The 19,100-nt window shown below is 65.9% G+C and carries 16 protein-coding genes; 13 read left to right on the forward strand and 3 right to left on the reverse strand.

Features of this window, described 5'->3' with window-relative positions; genetic code table 11:
• The first annotated feature begins 20 nt into the window (after window positions 1-20).
• From nagZ to surE, 11 genes are all read left to right on the forward strand, one after another.
• Window positions 21-1,046 carry a beta-N-acetylhexosaminidase gene (gene nagZ, locus DU475_RS08215; protein ID WP_164631653.1) on the forward strand — a complete coding sequence of 342 codons (1,026 nt, stop codon included), beginning with the start codon at window positions 21-23 and terminating at the stop codon, window positions 1,044-1,046.
• The gene (locus DU475_RS08220) at window positions 1,043-1,873 is read left to right on the forward strand and encodes a segregation and condensation protein A (protein ID WP_164631654.1); all 831 of its coding nucleotides are present in this window, start codon (window positions 1,043-1,045) and stop codon (window positions 1,871-1,873) included. Before nagZ ends, DU475_RS08220 begins: the two co-directional genes overlap by 4 nt.
• A gap of 20 nt (window positions 1,874-1,893) precedes the next feature.
• Window positions 1,894-3,177, forward strand: coding sequence for an SMC-Scp complex subunit ScpB (scpB, locus tag DU475_RS08225; protein ID WP_164631655.1), 1,284 nt, complete (start codon window positions 1,894-1,896; stop codon window positions 3,175-3,177).
• A gap of 150 nt (window positions 3,178-3,327) precedes the next feature.
• Window positions 3,328-3,564, forward strand: a complete 237-nt coding sequence (locus tag DU475_RS08230; RefSeq protein ID WP_013502363.1) for a twin-arginine translocase TatA/TatE family subunit — start codon at window positions 3,328-3,330, stop codon at window positions 3,562-3,564.
• Between the two features lie 184 nt (window positions 3,565-3,748).
• Entirely contained in the window at window positions 3,749-4,345 is a 597-nt protein-coding gene (tatB, locus tag DU475_RS08235; RefSeq protein WP_080964159.1) for a Sec-independent protein translocase protein TatB, read from the forward strand.
• Complete coding sequence (gene tatC, locus DU475_RS08240; protein WP_013502365.1) at window positions 4,342-5,151, forward strand: twin-arginine translocase subunit TatC; 810 nt, start codon at window positions 4,342-4,344, stop codon at window positions 5,149-5,151. Before tatB ends, tatC begins: the two co-directional genes overlap by 4 nt.
• A 182-nt stretch (window positions 5,152-5,333) precedes the next feature.
• Window positions 5,334-8,357, forward strand: coding sequence for an autotransporter domain-containing protein (locus DU475_RS08245; protein ID WP_205524279.1), 3,024 nt, complete (start codon window positions 5,334-5,336; stop codon window positions 8,355-8,357).
• Window positions 8,358-8,467: 110 nt separating this feature from the next.
• The gene (serS, locus tag DU475_RS08250; protein WP_164631657.1) at window positions 8,468-9,775 is read left to right on the forward strand and encodes a serine--tRNA ligase; all 1,308 of its coding nucleotides are present in this window, start codon (window positions 8,468-8,470) and stop codon (window positions 9,773-9,775) included.
• A 97-nt stretch (window positions 9,776-9,872) separates the two neighbouring features.
• Window positions 9,873-11,468, forward strand: a complete 1,596-nt coding sequence (locus tag DU475_RS08255; RefSeq protein ID WP_013502368.1) for an anti-phage dCTP deaminase — start codon at window positions 9,873-9,875, stop codon at window positions 11,466-11,468.
• Window positions 11,469-11,692: 224 nt separating this feature from the next.
• Complete coding sequence (locus tag DU475_RS08260; RefSeq protein WP_013502369.1) at window positions 11,693-12,274, forward strand: CAP domain-containing protein; 582 nt, start codon at window positions 11,693-11,695, stop codon at window positions 12,272-12,274.
• Between the two features lie 96 nt (window positions 12,275-12,370).
• A complete protein-coding gene (gene surE / locus DU475_RS08265) occupies window positions 12,371-13,138 on the forward strand; it encodes a 5'/3'-nucleotidase SurE (RefSeq protein ID WP_013502370.1) in 768 nt (255 codons plus the stop codon).
• 58 nt (window positions 13,139-13,196) lie between these two features.
• Here the strand turns inward: surE and DU475_RS08270 are convergent, their stop codons facing one another.
• Window positions 13,197-13,571, reverse strand: a complete 375-nt coding sequence (locus DU475_RS08270) for a response regulator (protein ID WP_013502371.1) — start codon at window positions 13,569-13,571, stop codon at window positions 13,197-13,199.
• A 226-nt stretch (window positions 13,572-13,797) separates the two neighbouring features.
• Here DU475_RS08270 and DU475_RS08275 point away from each other — a divergent pair, with 226 nt between their 5' ends.
• Together DU475_RS08275 and DU475_RS08280 are read left to right on the forward strand one after the other, a co-directional pair.
• Window positions 13,798-14,451, forward strand: a complete 654-nt coding sequence (locus DU475_RS08275) for a protein-L-isoaspartate(D-aspartate) O-methyltransferase (RefSeq protein WP_047307829.1) — start codon at window positions 13,798-13,800, stop codon at window positions 14,449-14,451.
• A gap of 120 nt (window positions 14,452-14,571) precedes the next feature.
• Window positions 14,572-16,011 (forward strand): peptidoglycan DD-metalloendopeptidase family protein, encoded by a 1,440-nt coding sequence (locus tag DU475_RS08280; RefSeq protein WP_013502373.1) that lies wholly within the window; start codon window positions 14,572-14,574, stop codon window positions 16,009-16,011.
• A 327-nt stretch (window positions 16,012-16,338) separates the two neighbouring features.
• Here the strand turns inward: DU475_RS08280 and DU475_RS08285 are convergent, their stop codons facing one another.
• Complete coding sequence (locus tag DU475_RS08285) at window positions 16,339-18,075, reverse strand: outer membrane protein (protein WP_205524280.1); 1,737 nt, start codon at window positions 18,073-18,075, stop codon at window positions 16,339-16,341.
• Window positions 18,076-18,224: 149 nt separating this feature from the next.
• A complete protein-coding gene (locus tag DU475_RS08290; protein ID WP_246700277.1) occupies window positions 18,225-19,085 on the reverse strand; it encodes an ATP-binding protein in 861 nt (286 codons plus the stop codon).
• Window positions 19,086-19,100 lie beyond the last annotated feature (15 nt).

A 19,100-nucleotide genomic window follows, 5' to 3' on the forward strand; every position in this document is an offset into this window, starting at 1 on the left:
GCGCGGGCTAAGCGGCCTGTATGCCACCGCGCGCTTTCATTACCGGCATTGCCGGCCTCAATCTCAGCGACGACGAGCGCGGATTTCTCCGCGATTCCCGTCCGTGGGGCTTCATTCTGTTCAAGCGCAATGTCGACAATCCGGCGCAAGTCAAGGCGCTGGTTGACGATTTGCGCGGAACCATCGGTTCCCCCGACGCGCCGGTCCTGATCGATCAGGAAGGCGGGCGGGTTCAGCGGCTCGCACCGCCGCATTGGCCGGCCTATCCCCCGGGCGCGGTGTTCTCCACGCTCTATGACATCGACCCGGAGGCCGGGTTGACCGCGGCGCGTCTGAGCGCCCGGCTGATCGCCGACGATCTTGCCGCGCTCGGCATCACCGTCGACTGCCTGCCGCTTGCCGACGTGCCGGTCGCCGGCGCCGATGCGGTGATCGGCGATCGTGCCTATGGCACCACGCCCAACAAGGTCGCAACGATCGCCCGCGCGGTCAGCGACGGCCTGGCGCAGGGCGGCGTGCTGCCGGTGCTGAAGCACATTCCCGGTCACGGCCGCGCCACCGCCGACAGTCATCATCGGCTGCCGACCGTCGACACCTCGCGCGAAGAGCTGGATCGCACCGATTTCGCCGCGTTCCGGCCGCTCGCCGACCTGCCGATGGCGATGACTGCACATGTTGTGTTTAGCGCGCTCGATCCCGCCCAACCGGCGACCACTTCTGCGACAATCATCGATCGGGTGATTCGTGAGTCGATCGGGTTCCAAGGATTGCTGATGAGCGACGACGTTTCGATGAACGCGCTGGCCGGCAGCATCGCCGAGCGCACACGCGCGATCGTCGCGGCGGGCTGCGACGTCGTCCTGCATTGCAACGGCAAGCTCGACGAAATGCGCCAGGTCGTTGCCGAAACACCGGAACTGGCGGGCAGGGCGCTGGCCCGTGCCGAGGCGGCGCTGGCGGCGCGCCGCCCCCCGCAGCCGTTCGACCGGGCCGCGGCGCGGGCCGAGCTCGACACCTTGATCGGCCGCTCGAGGGTGAGCGTATGACCGCTGAGATTCTGCAGTTCGAGACTGGCCGGCCTGTCGAGCAGGTCGACCAGGACGAGGCACTCGTCGTCGACGTCGAGGGTTACGAAGGTCCGCTCGACCTGTTGCTGGCGCTGGCGCGGCAGCAGAAGGTCGACCTGCACAAGATCTCGATCCTGGCGCTCGCCGATCAGTACCTGCTGTTCATCGAGGAAGCGCGGAAGATCCGGCTCGAACTCGCCGCCGACTATCTGGTGATGGCGGCGTGGCTCGCCTTCCTCAAATCGCGCCTGCTGCTGCCCGAGCCGCCCGCCCAGGAAGGCCCGAGCGCCGAAGAGATGGCGAACGCGCTGGCCAACAGGCTGCGCCGGCTGGAGGCGATCCGCGAGGCCGCGAACTCGCTGATGACGCGCGCCCAGCTCGGCCGCGACATCTTTCCCCGCGGTCTGGCCGAAGACATCGCCGAGATCAAGCATCCGAAGTTCACCGCGACGCTTTACGACCTGCTCAGCGCCTACGCGTCGCAGCGGCAGTCGCGGGTGCTGACCACGGTGCATTTGGCCAAGCGCACGGTGTGGTCGCTGAGCGAAGCGCGTGCGTCGCTGGAGCGGCTGGTCGGGCTCGCCGAGGACTGGAGCCGGCTCGACGAATATCTGCTGCGCTACATGCCCGACCCGACGCAGCGCGCCACCGTGCTGGCGTCGAGCTTTGCCGCCGCGCTCGAATTGGTGCGCGAGGGTGAGGTGGAGCTGCATCAGGCCGCGCCGCTGGCGCCCCTGTATTTTCGTAAGCGTCCGCCGTCTCCAGCGATGGAAGCGGCAGCCTTGCCGGATACTCCGGTCGGGTAGTGGAAGAAGGAGACCGAGCCATGGCAAGTCTGGCGGAGAAGCGCATCGTGGAGTTCGAACAGCCGGTCGAACATCTGTCCGATGACAGCGCCGAGCAGCAGCCGCAGACCCGGCCCGAGGAGCTGCGCCTGCTCGAAGCCCTGCTGTTCGCGTCGCCCGAGCCGCTCGACCAGGCGGCGCTCGCCAAGCGGATGCCGGAAGGCGTCGACGTCAAGGCGGCGCTGAAGCAGTTGCAGGACGACTATGCCCATCGCGGCGTCAATCTGGTGCGGATCGCCAGCAAATGGACGTTCCGCACCGCCGGCGATCTCGCCTGGCTGATGACCCGCGAGTCGACCGAGACCCGCAAGCTGTCGCGCGCGGCGATCGAGATGCTGGCGATCATCGCCTATCACCAGCCGATCACCCGCGCCGAGATCGAAGAGATCCGCGGCGTGGTGACCTCGAAGGGTACGCTCGATGTGCTGCTCGAAACCGGCTGGATCAAGCCCCGTGGCCGTCGCAAGACGCCGGGCCGTCCGCTGACCTTCGGCACCACCGAGGCGTTCCTGTCGCAGTTCAGCCTGGAATCGCTGACCGACCTGCCGGGGCTGGAAGAGCTCAAGGGCACCGGCTTGCTCGACACCCGTCTGCCGACCGGTTTCAGCGTGCCGACGCCGTCCGACGATCCTGCGCTGCGCGAGGACGAGGATCCGCTGGAGCCCGGCGATCTCGATCTGACGCTGGCCCCGCAGCCCGAACTGGAGCTGTCCGGCGAGGCTGCCGAGACCGCCGGCACGGCCGAAGCGGTCGCGACCGAGACCGGTTTGGCCGAAACGTCCGATACCGCCTCGGAGCCCACCGAAACAGGCTTTGCGGGTGGTGCCGAAGCGGAGTCCGAGTCCGCCGCAACAGGCTTTGCCGATGCCGATCAAACCGGCGCGATCGAGACCGAGCAGGCCGAACAGATCGACGGTACCGAGGTTGTTGCCGAAGCGTTCGATGCCGGCGGGATCGAGACCGAAGATTTCGAGACGGACGAGTTCGAAGCTGAGGACGTGGCGACCGACGATGCCATCGGGACCGAAGAAGTCGCGGCTGACGAGCCCGAGGCGGACAGCCTCGTGACGGTGGACGAACTCAGCGTCGAGATCGAAACCGTCGAGGTGGAGTTGATCAAGCCGGAGCAGGCCGTGGGCCAGATCGATGCTGCGTCCGACAGCGAGATCGATGATGCGACCGCCGCGGAATTGGATACCGCTGAATCGGACGATGCCGACGCGCAGGACGACGACGAGGCGTCCGACCGGCGCGACGAGCCCTGAACGGTTCGATGATGCTGCCGGCCCGGAACCAGAATGCGGCCGATCAACTCACCGTTGTGTCGGCATAAATCCTTGTTTCGGGCGGTTCTTTCACCTAGCTTCGCGAGTGAATAGGGCTGGCGCGCCGGTCGAGTTTCGGGAGAAGGCAGGATGGGTTCACTCAGTATCTGGCACTGGATCGTCGTTATCGCGGTCGTCCTGCTGCTGTTCGGTCGTGGCAAGATTTCCGACCTGATGGGCGACGTCGCCCAGGGCATCAAGTCCTTCAAGAAGGGCCTGCAGGACGATGACAAGACGGCCGAAAAGTCCGAGCCGGTGAAGTCGATCGACCACGCCTCCACGCCCGGTGCGACCAACCGCACCGACGTCGGCAGCAAGGCGGTCTGAAGCGCGGTCGCACGCGCCTGATCCGTCTTTGAGCCCCGTGCGGCATCGCCGCCGGGCCGCTTGATCCGGCGACGGTACGCGCCGCCGGATCATCAGAGGGTGAGCGCATCGCGGGGGACAGCGGGGCGCGCCCGGAAGCGCCCCAGCGGATTCGCGGGCGCATTGAGGCATAGTCGGCCGTTTCATGTTCGACATCGGGTGGAGTGAACTGATGGTGGTCGGGGTGGTCGCGTTGATCGCGATTGGCCCCAAGGAGCTGCCGGGCGTGTTGCGCACGGTGGGCCAATGGGTCGGCAAGGCGCGCCGGCTCGCCACCGAGTTCCAGGGGCAGTTCCAGGAAGCGATGCGCGAGGCCGAGATGGCCGACCTGAAGAAGTCGTTCGACGAGGTCAAGGAAGCCACCACCGGGCTGTCGACCAACAACATGCTCACCAAGCTGTCGAGCGAGGTCACCGACGCGATGGCGCTCGACAAGCCCGCCGCCACCGACACCCCGACGGCAGCCCCCCCGAACGCAGACACTCCGCCGACCGAGCCCACCACTCCGGTGCAACCGACAGCCGAGACGCTGATCGAGCCGACCCGGCACGACGCCGCGATCTCGGAGCCGCTGGCGATCGTCCGTGAGACCCCGGCTGCCGAGCCGGCGCATTTACCGGTACCGGCCGAGAGCCACGCGCTTGCCACCCCGGACGCGGCGCCGCCGGATCTCGCCCATCCCGACCGCGCCGGTTCCGAACTTGCCGGTTCCGAACTCGCCAAGGACGCCAAAGCGTCATGAGTGCCGAAGACATCGAGGCCTCCAAGGCGCCGCTGATGGACCACCTGATCGAGCTGCGCTCGCGCCTGATCAAGGCGCTGCTCGGCTTCGGCATCGCGTTCATCTTCTGCTTCTTCTTCGCCAAGCAGATCTACAACGTGCTGGTATGGCCGTTCGTCTGGGTCGCGGGGGTGGAGAATTCGAAATTCATCTATACCGCGCTGCTCGAATACTTCCTCACCCAGCTCAAGCTGGCGATGTTCGGCGCCGGCTTCATCTCGTTCCCGATCATCGCCACCCAGATCTACAAGTTCGTCGCGCCCGGCCTGTACAAGCACGAGAAGAACGCCTTCCTGCCGTATCTGATCGCCACCCCTGGCTTCTTCGTACTCGGCTCGCTGGTGGTGTACTTCGTGGTGCTGCCGATGCTGGTGCGGTTCTCGCTCGGCATGCAGCAGGTCGGCGGCGACGAGACCGCGCAGATCCAGCTCCTGCCCAAGGTCGGCGAATATCTGTCGCTGATGATGTCGCTGATTTTCGCGTTCGGGCTGGCGTTCCAGTTGCCGGTGATCCTCACCCTGCTGGGCCGGATCGGCGTGCTCACCTCCAAGCAGCTCAAGGAGAAGCGGCGTTACTTCATCGTCGGCGCGTTCGTCATCGCCGCGGTCCTGACGCCGCCCGACGTGATCAGCCAGGCCTCGCTCGCGCTGCCGCTGATGCTGCTCTACGAAGGCTCGATCGTCGCGGTCGGGATTGTCGAGAAGAAGCGCGCCGCCGCGGACGCCTCGACGTCGACCGACTCGTCGCCGCCGGCCGGGGCGGCCTGACCGCTCTTCGTTTGGCCTGCTGTCTGCAACGGCCGAGCGTGCCGCGCTGGTAATCGAGTCAGCATTGTGCGGATCTCCGAATCGACCGCATGTTGGCGGCCGCAGCGAGGTCGCCGTCGGGTGGCCCGTTTGCCCGGGCTCCTATGCGCGTATATCGAGACACGATCCTGCTGACTCTGCCATTGGTCGCATCGATCGTGGCGGTGCCTGCCGCGCGGGCCCAGCAGCAGCCGAGCTGCACGGGAATCTGTGCTCTGCAGGCCGCCGATCAGGAAGCGCTGCTGGCCCCGTTCAACAACCTGCCGGCGACCGCGCAGGGGCGGGCAGTGCTCGATGCCAATCTCAATAAGCAGGTCGAGATCTATCTGAACTCGACTCAGGCCGAGAAGATCGCCGCCGGCACCGTGCTGATCCTGCCCGCAGTGCCGGCCAATGTGCTGCTGCGCGCCTTCCCGGGCAATCCGGCCTACGGCTACAACGCGCAAGGAATTCCGACGGCACCGACGCTGCCGCCCTCCATCTTGAAGATGGAAGCCGCGATAATCGGCAGCAATCAGATCGTCGCGATGAAGCCGTATTTCGGCACCAGCGACGTCTACGGCAACGCCTACGGCTATCTGCCGGGCCAGACCGACAGCTACGGCAATCCGCCGCCGTATCAGGTCTCCGCGGCGATCCTGAATAACCCGTTCACGCCGCAGAACTCGTCCTATCTGGCGTGGCAGAACCAGCAGACTCCGGGCGCCTACAACATCAACTGGGCACTCGGCGATTCGAAGGTCGGCGACTTCCCGAGCGCCCATACGATGCTCGCCACCTCCAACGCGGTGCCGTTCGCGATCCTGGCGCCGGGTTATTATCAGCAGTTCGTCATGGCGGCGGCGCAGTTCTCGTACGACCTCAACGTCTATGCGGCGCACTATCCGCTCGACGTGATCGGCGGCCGAATCATGGCGACCTACGTCACCGCCAACATGCTGGCCGGTAATCCGCTGTATGCCTCGGCCGACTTCAACACCACGCTTTTGCCGTCGCTGAGCACCGAGATGCAGACGTACCTGGGCGGCGGCGCGGGCTCGCCCTATGCGTCGGCGTGCGCCGATCTGATCGCCTGCCTGAGCAGCGGCGTGATCCCGACCGCCGCGAGCTATCAGCAGCAGGCGCAGGCCTATCGGCGGTTTCTTACCTACGATTTTCCGTCGGTCGGCCCGACCGATCTTGCGCCCGTAGTGCCCGCGGAAGCGCATTACCTGATCGCGACGCGCTATCCGTATCTGACGACCGCGCAGCTCGATGAGATCCTCGCCACCACCGAGCTGCCGTCGGGCGGGCCGCTCGACAACGGCAGCGGCTGGGCGCGGATCAACCTCTATGCGGCAGCCGGCGGCTACGGCGCGTTCCGCAGCAACGTCACCGTGACGATGGATGCGTCGCAAGGCGGCCTCAACGCGTTCGATGTCTGGAGCAATGATATCTCCGGTCCGGGCGGACTGACGCTGGCAGGCACCGGCACGCTGGTGCTGGCGGGCGCCAACACCTACACCGGCGGCACCCGGGTCCAGAGCGGCAGCACGCTCGGTCTCAGCGGCAGCCTGCTCGGGCCGCTGTGGGTCGCCTCCGGGGCGAGCTTCGTGGTCGGCCGCAGCGGCACGTTCACAGGCGCGCTGAGTAACGACGGCACCGTTTACAACGCCGGCGTGGTCGACGGCAGCTTCAGCGGCGGCGGCTCCTTCACCAACGCCGGCTGGCTCGGCGGCACCGGCACGTTCGGCTCGCTCGATCTGCGCGGCGGCTCGGTCGTGTCGCCCGGTCATTCGGTCGGAACTATCCAGGTTTCGGGCAATCTCAGCGTATCGGCCGGCGCCACTTACTTCGCTCAGGTCGAGGGGAGCACCGCCGATCTGATCCAGGTCGGCGGCACCGCGAACCTGTCGGGTGGCGCCGTCATCGCCGGCCTGATCGGACACAGCCCGGTCCTCGGCCAAGCCTATCCGATCCTCACCGCGGCCGGCGGCATCACCGGCAGCTTCGCAAGCGCGGTGACCGACGATCTGCCGTTTCTCGCCGCGTCGCTGAACACCACGGCGAATACGGTGACGCTGACGCTGACCCGCAACGCCGTTCCGTTCGCCAGCCTGGCGACCAGTGCTAATCAGGCCGCCGTCGCCAATGCGCTCGACGCCGGTCCAGCGGCGAGCGGGCTCGGCCTGCTGATCGCCACGCAATCGACCGCCGGGGCGCCGCGCGTGTTCGACGCGCTGTCCGGCGAGGTTCATGCCAGCGCCCAATCCGCGCTGCTCGACGACAGCCTGCTGCTGCGCGAAGCGGTGCTCGGGCGGATGCGGCAGAGCGGGGGCACCGACACGGTGCTCGCCACCGGCGCCGGCGTCTGGGCGCAGGGCATCGGCACCTGGGGCCGCAATGGCAGCGATGGCAATGCGGCGGAGGCGAGCACGTCGATTGCCGGCTTCGTCAGCGGCGTCGATTACCGCCTCGGCTCCGGCTGGCAGGTCGGCCTCGCTGGTGGCTCCACTAACTCCACCGTGACGGTGCGCGACCGCGCTAGTTCCGCCGGTATTGATACCGCGCATCTGGCCGGCTACGCGTCCGGCGAGGCCGGCCCGTGGCGGCTGCGCGCGGCGGCCTCGGCGAGCTTCAGCACGCTGTCGACCAGCCGCTCGGTGAGCTTCCCGGGCGTCGCCGACATCGCCGGCGCCCGCTACGATGCGACCACCGCGCAGGCTTTCGGCGAGATCGGCTACCGCGTGGCGGTCGGGCAGGCCGTCGCCGAGCCGTTCGGCGGGCTGGCGCTGGTGCATCTGCATCGCGATGCGTTCACCGAAGGCGGCGGCATCACCGCGTTGGCGGGGACGGGCCACAACCACGATATCGGCTATTCGACGCTGGGCGGCCGCCTGACGACCAGCTACACGCTGTCGCCCGGTCTGGTGGCGATGCCCCGGTTGGCGGCGTCCTGGCAGCATGCGTTCGGAACGACGGCAGCGATCGCCGATCTGGCGTTCCGCAGCACCGGCGGGCCGTTCGCGGTCGCCGGCGTGCCGCTCGACCACGACACCGCGCTGGTCGAATGCGGCTTCGATCTGCAACTCGGTCCGCAGGCCCGTGCCGGACTGTCCTACGCCGCCCAGCGCGGCGAGCGTGCCCGGCGCGATCAGGTCCGCGGCCTGTTGAGCTGGCAGTTCTGACCTGTCTCCGTTGTCGTGCCCGGCCTTGTGCCGGGCATTGCCGTCTTTTACAGACGGTGCTCCGCAACACGCGGACGGCCGGGACGGGCCCGGCCTGACGAGGCGATTCCATGCACGACATCAAAGCGATCCGCGACAATCCGCAGGCCTTCGACGCGGCGTTCACGAGGCGCGGTCTGGCGCCGATCGCGGACAGCCTGATCAAGCTCGACGAAGCCCGCCGCGCCGCGGTGCAGGCCGCCGAGCAGGCGCAGGCGCGGCGCAATGCGGCGTCGAAGGAGATCGGCGACGCCAAGAAGGCCAAGGACAATGCCCGCGCCGAGGCGCTGATGGCCGAGGTCACCGAACTGAAGACCACGATGCCGGCGCTCGACGCCGCAGTGAAAGAGGCAGATGAGGCGCTCAAGAAGGCGCTGTCGGAAATTCCCAACCTGCCGCTCGCCGAGGTGCCGGAAGGTGCCGACGAGCACGGCAATGTCGAGCATCACCGCTTCGGCGAGAAGCCGAGCTACAGCTTCACGCCGAAGCCGCATTACGACCTCGGCGAAGCGCTCGGCATGATGGACTTCGAAGCCGCGGCCAAACTCTCCGGTGCACGCTTCACGGTGCTGAAGAAGGGGCTTGCCCGGCTTGAGCGCGCGATCGGCCAGTTCTTCCTCGACGTCCACACCGGCGACCATGGCTACACCGAAGTCAACCCGCCGCTGCTGGTGAAGGACGATGCGATGTTCGGCACCGCGCAGTTGCCGAAATTTCGTGAGGATCAGTTTGCCGCCGGCGCAATCGGCAGCGGCGGCGAGGGCTACTGGCTCATCCCTACCGCCGAAGTCTCGCTGACGAATCTGGTGCGCGAGTCCATTCTCGACGAGAAAGAGCTGCCGATGCGGCTCACGGCGTTGACGCCGTGCTTCCGCGCCGAGGCGGGCGCGGCGGGGCGTGATACGCGCGGCATGATCCGGCAGCATCAGTTCACGAAGGTCGAGCTGGTGTCGATCACCACGCCCGAGCAGTCGAAGGACGAGCACGAGCGGATGCTGGCTTGCGCCGAGGAAGTGCTGCGCCGCCTCGGGCTGCACTACCGCGTGATGACGCTGTGCACCGGCGACATGGGCTTTGCGTCGCAGAAGACCTACGACATCGAGGTCTGGATGCCGGGCCAGGGCGAAGGCGGCGCGTACCGCGAAATCTCCTCGTGCTCGGTGTGCGGCGACTTCCAGGCCCGCCGCATGGACGCACGCTCGCGCGGCCCGGACGGCAAGCCGCGCTTCGTCCACACCCTGAACGGCTCCGGAACCGCCGTCGGCCGTGCGCTGATCGCGGTGATCGAGAATTATCAGCAGGAAGACGGCTCGATCGCCGTGCCCGACGTGCTGCAGCCCTACATGGGCGGGCTGAAGGTGATTGGGGCTGCTACTTAGGGTAGAAAGGTTCGTCGGATTTCGATAGTGTCAACCACTGCTGGTTTTCAAGCAATGCAAGTTCGTGTTTGCAGATTGTTTCAGGCAGAGATCGACGATGAGTTGCTCGAGGTCACAGGATGCGTCTATCGCGCCAGTCGATGGGCGCTACTATCCCGAATTGGTCCTGTCGATTTGTGCGGCGGTCGGCACTGACACTGCGATAGTTTCCGACGCTCTCGCTTCAGAACTGCTCTCGGTCGGATATACGCCGGTACCGATCCGGCTAAGCGCGCTCATGGCTCAGATACCGGGGCTCGAATTTCTCCTGGACTTGAAGGCAGAAGACGAGCGCATCCAAGAGAGCATGAAGGCTGGCAATGAGATCCGGGCGATTATCGGCAGTGCGGATGCGGTTGCAAGGCTTGCCCTGTCGGAGATTCATCGGATCCGTGCAGGGCTGAACGACAGCAATGATCCATCGGTGCCCGCGGAACGACATTGCTTCATCGTGTCGTCTCTGAAGCGGGAGGAAGAGCTCGAGATGCTGCGGAAGCTGTTCGGCCAACGAGCACTTCTTGTTTCAATATACGAGCCAAAAGAGCACCGGATCGAAAATTTATGCCGGAAGATAGCCAGCAGTAAAAATTCATCCGATCCCGATGCGCATCGAGAAATCGCTGAACGCCTCATCGATACTGATCAGAAAGAGCGATCAGATGAACTGGGGCAGCGATTGGAAGACGTCTTTCAGAGGGCCGATGTATTCCTGAAGGCCGGCGTCTCCTTCCGCGAGGATGCTCGAAGGTTTGTTCAGCTATTATTCCAAGCGCCTTACATCACGCCGACAGTCGATGAGTTATTGATGTTTCAAGCCCGCGCGACTGCGCAGCGATCGGCCGATCTGTCTCGGCAGGTTGGCGCTGTCATCGCAACTCGTACTGGGGAAATTCTGGCTACGGGTTGCAACGAGGTGCCGCGGGCTGGTGGAGGTGTTATTTGGGACGACGTCGCGGGCACGGAGCGTGATTATCGAGACTACAAATTGGGACAGGATGCGGCCGCAGGGACGCGAAAGGAGATCGTCGCTGAGCTGTTAGAAGCACTTGCCGATGCCGGATGGTTGACCGCAGAGAAAAAGGCAAAGAAGGCAGAGGAACGCGCGCAGGATGCTCTCTACGTCGAGCCGAAACCGTTGGCCGGAACCACGGTGGCGAGCCTGTTAGAGTTTGGCCGAATTGTACATGCTGAAATGGCCGCGGTATGCGATGCTGCTATGCGCGGAATTTCAGTGCGCGATAGTACGCTTTATTGCACCACGTTTCCTTGTCACATGTGCGCAAGGCACATCATCGCTGCTGGGATCAAGCGGGTCGTCTACATTGAGCCCTATCCGAAGAGCCGTGCAAAGAAGCTCTACAAGCGAGCAATTCAGGTCGATCACGACCGACTTGCCGACGAAGACGCGGTCAGGTTCGATGCCTTTGTCGGAATTGCTCCAACGCGATTCATCGATCTGTTTGATATGACGCGCCGAAAAGATGCTCAAGGCTATGCTCTGCGACCGACGGCTCCGAAAGATGGTCCGAAAGGGGTAACGTACGGCTCTCTGGTCGCCGAGATGGAATCGTCCTATCTTGCGCCTATCGCACGCGCCGATTGGTCAAAGCTGTCATGTCGGCACTCGGATGTCTCTGATGAAACAAATGGATAAGGCGTCCCCCGTCATGAAGGCGGCGAATAGCGCCGCGATACGAATGGAAACCTGGTCCTCCGCCAAGCGGGATTTCGGGAATCGTGCCACAAGCGCGAAAACGTTGAAGTCGGATGTTCCGACGACCCGATCGGGAACGTCATCATCTCTCACGAATGTTGAAAAGCAAAAATAGTGGGATGGCGCGACGCTTTGGAGCTTTTGTTGCACTCGCGACTTTGTTGATGGCCGCCAGTCTACCAGACCTCGCACTTGCTACTGGCTCCGCCGCCGGTCCCGCCGACCTGATCTCGCAGTTTCGTGCCAAGAACGGCCAAGGCAAGGTGGTGATGGACGCGGCGCTGAATGCGATCGCGCAGCGGCAGGCCGCCGCGATGGCGTCGAAGGACGTCCTCAGCCACGAGGCCGGCGGCTCGTTCACCTCGCGCGTGGCGCCGGCGAAGGCGTCGCGCGCCGCCGAGAACATCGCCTACGGCTATCCGGATTTTCCGAACACGCTGAAGCAGTGGATCAACTCGCCGGGTCACCGCCGCAACCTGTTGCTGAAGGGCGCTTCGAAGGTCGGCGTCGCCAGCGTCAGGTCGAGCGCGAGCGGGCGGACCTATTGGGCGATGGTGATCGCCGGCGGCGACGAAAAACCGAAGCCGAAAGCGAAGCCGCCGGCCAAATCCGCGAGCAAGCCCGCGGCGAAATCGGCCTCCAGCTCCAAGGCGGCCGCCGAGCCGGCGGCCACCTGGGGCAAGCAGCTCCCGAAACCTTCCGCTGCACGGGATTGCACGGTCCGGCTGCTCGGCCTGTGCATCTGAGGCGCTGATCTGCCGGGGCAGCTATTTGCCTCTGGCGGCGGGGGCGGATAAGACGACGGCCTGACCCCATCCCCGACGAAAGGCGTCCCAGCGACCATGCGGATTCTGTGCACCAACGACGACGGCATTCACGCGCCCGGCCTCAAGACGGTCGAACAGATCGCCCGCGCGCTTTCCGACGACGTCTGGGTGGTGGCGCCCGAGCTCGACCAGTCAGGGGTATCGCATTCGTTGTCGCTGAACGATCCGTTGCGCCTGCGCGAAGTCGGCCCGCGGCACTTCGCGGTGCGCGGCACGCCGACCGACTGCGTGATCATGGGCTCGCGCTTCATCCTCAAGGACAAGGCGCCGGATCTGGTGCTGTCCGGTGTCAACCGCGGCCGCAACGTCGCCGAGGACGTGGTCTATTCGGGCACCATCGCCGGTGCGCTCGAAGGCACCATTCTGGGGCTGCCGTCGTTCGCGCTGTCGCAGGAATTCACCATCGAGACCCGCAACGCGCCGCTGTGGGAGACTGCAAGGACGCACGCGCCAGACATCATCCGCAAGGTGATGGCGGCGGGCGTGCCGAAGAACACCGTGGTCAACATCAACTTCCCGGCCTGCACGCCGGACGAGGTCAAGGGCGTGGTGGTGACGCGGCAGGGCAAGCGCAATCCCGGCTTCCTGCGGATCGACGAGCGTCACGACGGCCGCGGCAACCCGTACTACTGGATCGGCTTCGAGAAGATCAAAGTCGCCGACATGCCGGCCGAAGGCACTGATCTGGCCGCGCTCGCCGCCAACTTCGTCTCGGTGACGCCGCTGCGCCTCGACCGCACCGACGAGGCATTTTCGGCGGCGCTGACCAAGACGCTGGGATAAGCTCGAAACGAGCGCGTAGCATGGGTTGGGCGCAGCGACCGCAGATGATCCGACGGAACTACGCGGCGCCGCGCAGCGTGGCGTCGAGCGCCTGCTTCAGCGATTCGATCTGGAACGGCTTCTGCAGCGCGGGGCGATCGCGATAGTTTTCCGGCACGCCCTGGGTGCCGTAGCCGGTGGCGAAGATGAACGGCCGGTTGCGCGCCTTGAGCAGGTCGGCGACCGGCGAGATCACCTTGCCGTTGACGTTGACGTCGAGGATCGCAATGTCGAAGTCGGTGGCTTCGGCGAGTTGCAGCGCTTCGTTGATCTCGCCGGTCTCGGCGGCGACCGAGAAGCCCAGCTCTTCGAGCATGTCGGCCACCATCATGCGGATCATCGCTTCGTCCTCGACCAGAAAAACGGAGCCGCCGGTCGGGCCAGGTGTCGTCATCGGATGATGTCCTCGAAATGTGCTGTCGCGGGCGCCGATCCGCAGCAAAGGCGCTTCTCCGAACACCGTCGCAAATAAGCGGCGGGATGGCAAATGCAAGCGCGACCTACGTCGTTGCGTGGCGCTCCGCACTTGCCAGGTTTCGTTCCGCACGCCAACACTCTGCCGAGAATCGCGCCATCCGGAACCCGAGTGGGCGGCGCACCGACTGATCGCGAGACCCGAGATGCCGAGCCCCGCGGCGCCGCCGCCCGAAAAGATGATGTTCCAGCTCAGCCTGCGGCGGCGCGGCATCAGCGATCAGGCGGTGCTGCGTACCATGGAGGCGGTGCCGCGCGACCAGTTCGTCGATCCCGGCTATCGCGACGGCGCCTGGCGCGACACTGCGCTGCCGATCGCCTGCGGCCAGACCATCAGTCAGCCGTTCGTGGTCGCCTACATGACCGAGCAGCTTCAGTTGCGTCCGCGCGACCGCGTACTCGAGATCGGCGCCGGTTCCGGCTATCACGCCGCGGTGCTGTCGCGGCTGGCGGGGGACGTGCTGAGCTATGAACGCTTCAAGACGCTGGCCGACCGCGCCCGCAAGCGACTCGCCGAGCTCGGCTGTCACAATGTCGAAGTGGTATTCGGCGACGGGTTCGACCTGCCGGAGACCGCCGGCACCTTCGATCGTATCCTGGTCACCGCCGCGGTGCCAGAGCTGCCGCAGCGTTTGCTCGAGCTGCTCGATCCGGGCGGCATTCTGATCGCCCCGGTCGGGCCAGCGAACGGGCGGCAGACGCTGCTGCGGGTGCGCCGCTCCCCGGACGGCGACGAGCACAAGGCACTCGGCGAGGTCCGCTTCGTACCCGCGCTGCGCGGCACCGCGCGCGAGCTCTGAGCGCACTCGGCTTTTCGATTTCTCAGCGTCAACAAGCGGTTTCCGCGCAAGGTTAAACGGTTGTTTACTGGCGCGGTGTTTACTCAATTTACCAGTCGTATTGCGTATGAGTGAGTAACCATGTCCCGCGTTGCCGCGTTGCTTTGCTCGCGCCGCGCCCCGCAAGTTGCGGTGCTGGCGTTGATGTCGGTCGGTTTCAGTGCGTGCAGCGCCGACATGCAGACACGCTTCCAGCAGGCCCCGTTCGGGCCGGTCGAATCCACCGGGTCGGTGGCACGTCAGCCGCAGCGGCAGGAGCTGCCGCAATATGCGCGGCCTCAGTATCAGCAGCCGCAATATCAGCAGCCGTACCAGCCGCAATATCAATCGCCGCAGTACCAGTCGCAGGCTCTGCCGCCGATCTCGGCGCCGCCGTCCTATCCGGTCGCGGGGCAGGGTGCCGGCGTCTCCGGCGGCGGTCGCGGTGTCGCGTCCTACGAGCCGCCGCCGCGCGCCCCGATCGAGTCGACCGGGACGGTGCAGGCGCCGCGCTCGGTCGCTGCGGCGCGGCCGATGCCGGCTGCTCCCGCACCGGCCCCGGCTGCAGGCACCACGATCATCGTCGGCACCAGCGATACCCTCGAGATCCTGGCGCAGCGCTATCGCGTCTCGACCGCCGAAATCCTGCGCGCCAACGGCTACAAGGGGCCGCGGCGATTGCAGCCTGGCCAGCAATTGGTGATTCCGAGCCGCGCCACGACCGCCCAGGCGGCTGCGCCGGTTGCCGCACCGGCCGCCGTTCCGCCGGCGCCGCGTCCGGTCGCCACCGCGGCGCCGGCCCCGACAGCGTCCCGGGTCCACTACGTCAATAACGGCGACACGCTGATCAACATCGCGCGGCGCAACAACCTATCGCTCGGCGAGCTGGCGCGGTACAACAATCTCACCACCACGACCAAGCTGAAGCCGGGCATGAAGATCAACGTGCCGACCGCGCAGGTCGCGGCGGCTGCGCCGGCCCAGCCGCAGGCGCCAGCCCCGGCTGCGGCTCCTGCCGCTGCGCCGGTGCGGATGGCCAGTGTCGCTCCGACGCCGGCCGAGCCCGCCCAGAAGGCCCGGATGGTGGCTCCGACCGAGACACCGGAATCCGCGGCCCCGGCCGATGCCTCCCCGGTGAAGGCCGCCGAGGCGACCGGCGCGCTGCCGAGCTTCCGCTGGCCGGCCCGCGGCCGCGTCATCGCCGCCTACGGCGCCAAGACCAACGGCAAGTCGAACGACGGCATCAACCTGTCGGTGCCGGAAGGCACCCCGGTGAAGGCTGCCGAAGACGGCGTCGTCGCCTACGCCGGCAGCGAGCTGAAGGGCTACGGCAATCTGGTGCTGATCCGGCATTCCAACGGCTACGTCTCGGCCTACGCCCATGCCAGCGAACTGATGGTCAAGCGCGGCGAGTCCATCAAGCGCGGCCAAGTGATCGCCAAATCCGGCCAGAGCGGCGACGTGTCGTCCCCGCAACTGCACTTCGAGATCCGCAAGGGATCGACCCCGGTCGATCCGCTCAAGTTCCTCAACGGCGCCTGAGCAACGCTGGTTGAGCGATACCTGGAAGACGAAATGCCCGGCCCGAAAAGCCGGGCATTTTCAGTTCCGCCGGCGGTCGGCGATGGCGATACGGTCGAGCTAACAACGCCTCATTGATCGCAGCGGACTTGCCCCTTTCCGAGCGCATGAAGCCCTCATCTGACGGTCCGACAAACCAGGGCGTCTCGCAGGATGAGGAACCGCATCGCCTGCGGCGCAGAGGTCGAGACGGCGCGTTGCGCCTCCTCACCGGTGAGGTCGTGCCGGTTGCGAAGTCTGCGAAGCGCAGCTCTGTTTCGATCAGAAACTGAACTACTCTGGTTGCGGTCAGTGGACGCCGAACTTGTACGACGCCTGCACGAAGCTGCCGTAGCGCTCGACGCGGATCGGCAGCAACTGGGTCGGCACCGGGCTGCCGAAGCCTGCGGTCTCGACATCGGTCGCCCACATCGCCCAATAGCGGCCGCCGACACCGATGTTGAACGTCGGCGTCACGTCGTAACTCAGGATCGCCTCCAACTGAACACCGCGTCCGGTGCCCCAGGCCGGTGAGTTCTTGTCGGCGACGTCGGTTCTGTTGTGATGGATGTCGAGCGCCGAAATATGAGTGTAGGGCAGGTAGGCGGCGTCGACCTGCAGCCTGGTGTTCGGTGCGACGGTCATGGTGCCGTTGGCGCCGATCCGCAGCGAGTGCCAGTCTTCGTATTGGCTGATCGAGATGCCTTGCGCCGATCCGCAGAATGCCCCGGGATCCTGCAGCGCGATCTGGCGGCAATCGAACGCGTCCTTGCGGTCGCGATAGAAATTGTAGCCGGCGAACACGCCGAGCTTGCCGGACGCGTTGCCGAACAGATCGATACCGGCGTCCAGCGTCGCATAGGCGATGGTGCCTGTGACCTTGCCGTGGTCCGTGTTCGAATACGCCGTGGCGTTTTGCTGGTCGGTGGGGAACCAATCTTCGTCGTTCATCTTCCCCGCCACCAGCGCGCCACCGCCGGCGAAGCCCTTCAGGAACAGCTTCTGCGGGCTGTCGATCCGCCAAAACACTTCGCCGGAGTGTCCTTCGCTCGCGTAGGTGAGGCGCGACACCAGATGCTCCTGGAGGGCGTTGACGGTGTTGAGCGTCAGATCGTTCTGATAGCGGCCGTGGCTGTACCAGTAACGCGCGCCGACATCGAACTGCCAGGACGACCAGGGATTGACGGCGGCTGCCTTCACCGGCAGCAGCGACGCCTGATCGAATGCGCCGTCGCCACGGCCGAACTGATAGTTCAGCCCGAGCTTGATCAGATGCATGTCCTGACGCACCTGCGTCGGCGCGCCGGGCGTGTCGATCAGGGTGTTGGGGTTGAACGGCGTCTGCAGAAATCCGCCGCCGGGTGTGTTCATCCCGCGGCGGCCGAAATTCGCGTAGTCGTATTCGGCCCGTACCGACCAGCGCGGCGTCAGCGCGTGCTCGATGCCGGCGCCGACGGTCCAGCCCCAGCGCGTTGCGTTCAGCTCGGCACCGGGCTGAGCCAGATAGTCCGATGCGTTGGTCGTCATGGTCAGATTGCCGATCAGGAACGCGCCGCCGCCTTTGACGTACAGCAGCGAACGGCCCTGCGCGCCGAAGGCGTGGCCGAGCCGCCCGGTCAGGGTGCCCAGAACGTGTTCGCGAATCCGACAGTTCGCCGAAACGAACTGGCCGGAATAGGCCAGACAGGTGTCGGTGCCATCGGCGTCGATCGCCGAGGCGTCGACTTCGACGCCGAGCACCCAGGCCGAGCCGGGGGCTTGCCAGGTGTAGCCGGCCTGCAATCCCGCCAGCGCTTTCGGCGCCCGCACGGTGTCGCCGTAGATCGACGCCCCAAAAGGATTGTCGACCTTGGCGGTGCCGAAGCCGGCGCCCAAATGAGCGCCGAGATAGAAGCCGGTCCAGTTCCAGACGGCGACGGCCTTGGCGGCCGGGGGCCGCGGCAGATCCGCAGCGTGCGCGCTGCATGATGCGGCCAGCACGGCGGACACACAGATGATCGAGTTGCTGATCGAGTTGCGCACGGACTTCGCCCCCAAAGTCGCCATCGACGCCCTCGCGGACACAGGCCGTCCGCGTGACTGTGCCTGTCCACGAATCGCTGTCGGCACTGTAGGGGCAGGCACCGCCGGTTGCGAACTCGGAAACCTCCGAGTCGACCCGACTTTCCTTGGCGGCGACGGAAACCGCAGTCCGATTATCCGGCTCCGAGTCGCACCGCGAGCCGGCCGGCGAGGTCCTGCACAAACTGCCAGGCGACGCGGCCGGAGCGCGACCCGCGGGTGGTCGACCATTCCAGTGCTTCGCGCTGGATCTGGTCGTCGTCGATCGCGATGTCGTAGTGCGCGCAGTAGCCGCGCACCATCGCCAGGAATTCATCCTGGCTGCATTTGTGGAAGCCGAGCCACAGGCCGAATCGATCGGACAGCGACACCTTCTCCTCGACCGCTTCGCCGGGATTGATAGCGGTCGAGCGCTCGTTCTCCATCATGTCGCGCGCCAGCAGATGCCGGCGATTCGACGTCGCGTACAGGATGACGTTGTCGGGCCGGCCTTCGATACCGCCTTCGAGCACCGCCTTGAGCGACTTGTAGGAGGCGTCGTTACCGTCGAACGACAGATCGTCGCAGAACACGATGAAGCGATAGTCCGAGGCGCGCAGCAGCGCCATCAGCGCCGGCAGGCTTTCGATGTCCTCGCGGTGAATCTCGATCAGCTTCAGCCGGCCGGCGACGTCGGGCCGCGCGTTGACATGCGCGTGAGCGGCTTTGACCAGCGACGATTTGCCCATGCCCCGCGCGCCCCACAGCAGCGCGTTGTTGGCGGGCAGGCCGGTGGCAAACCGTTCGGTGTTTTCGATCAGCGTGTCGCGCATCCGGTCGACACCCTGCAGCAGCGACAGCTCGACCCGGCTGACCCTGGGAACCGGCGCCAACCGCCCCTCCGGTTGCCAGACGAACGCCTCGGCCGAACTCAGCGCGGCATCGGCCGGGACCGCGGAAGAGCCCGCCAGGTGGGCGGAAATGCCCTCCAGCGCACGGGCGATCCGCTCCAGCAGGGCGCCCTCGAGGGG

Source organism: Rhodopseudomonas sp. WA056, assembly GCF_010906995.1.
GTDB classification, from domain to species: Bacteria; Pseudomonadota; Alphaproteobacteria; order Rhizobiales; family Xanthobacteraceae; genus Rhodopseudomonas; species Rhodopseudomonas palustris_G.

Excerpts from the sequence above, each read along its gene's own strand:
- nagZ (WP_164631653.1), top strand. The coding sequence starts at position 21 with ATGCCACCGCGCGCTTTCATTACCGGCATTGCCGGCCTCAATCTCAGC.
- DU475_RS08220 (WP_164631654.1), top strand. The coding sequence starts at position 1,043 with ATGACCGCTGAGATTCTGCAGTTCGAGACTGGCCGGCCTGTCGAGCAG.
- scpB (WP_164631655.1), top strand. The coding sequence starts at position 1,894 with ATGGCAAGTCTGGCGGAGAAGCGCATCGTGGAGTTCGAACAGCCGGTC.
- DU475_RS08230 (WP_013502363.1), top strand. The coding sequence starts at position 3,328 with ATGGGTTCACTCAGTATCTGGCACTGGATCGTCGTTATCGCGGTCGTC.
- tatB (WP_080964159.1), top strand. The coding sequence starts at position 3,749 with ATGTTCGACATCGGGTGGAGTGAACTGATGGTGGTCGGGGTGGTCGCG.
- tatC (WP_013502365.1), top strand. The coding sequence starts at position 4,342 with ATGAGTGCCGAAGACATCGAGGCCTCCAAGGCGCCGCTGATGGACCAC.
- serS (WP_164631657.1), top strand. The coding sequence starts at position 8,468 with ATGCACGACATCAAAGCGATCCGCGACAATCCGCAGGCCTTCGACGCG.
- DU475_RS08255 (WP_013502368.1), top strand. The coding sequence starts at position 9,873 with ATGAGTTGCTCGAGGTCACAGGATGCGTCTATCGCGCCAGTCGATGGG.
- DU475_RS08260 (WP_013502369.1), top strand. The coding sequence starts at position 11,693 with ATGGCCGCCAGTCTACCAGACCTCGCACTTGCTACTGGCTCCGCCGCC.
- surE (WP_013502370.1), top strand. The coding sequence starts at position 12,371 with ATGCGGATTCTGTGCACCAACGACGACGGCATTCACGCGCCCGGCCTC.
- DU475_RS08270 (WP_013502371.1), bottom strand. The coding sequence starts at position 13,571 with ATGACGACACCTGGCCCGACCGGCGGCTCCGTTTTTCTGGTCGAGGAC.
- DU475_RS08275 (WP_047307829.1), top strand. The coding sequence starts at position 13,798 with ATGCCGAGCCCCGCGGCGCCGCCGCCCGAAAAGATGATGTTCCAGCTC.
- DU475_RS08280 (WP_013502373.1), top strand. The coding sequence starts at position 14,572 with ATGTCCCGCGTTGCCGCGTTGCTTTGCTCGCGCCGCGCCCCGCAAGTT.
- DU475_RS08285 (WP_205524280.1), bottom strand. The coding sequence starts at position 18,075 with ATGGCGACTTTGGGGGCGAAGTCCGTGCGCAACTCGATCAGCAACTCG.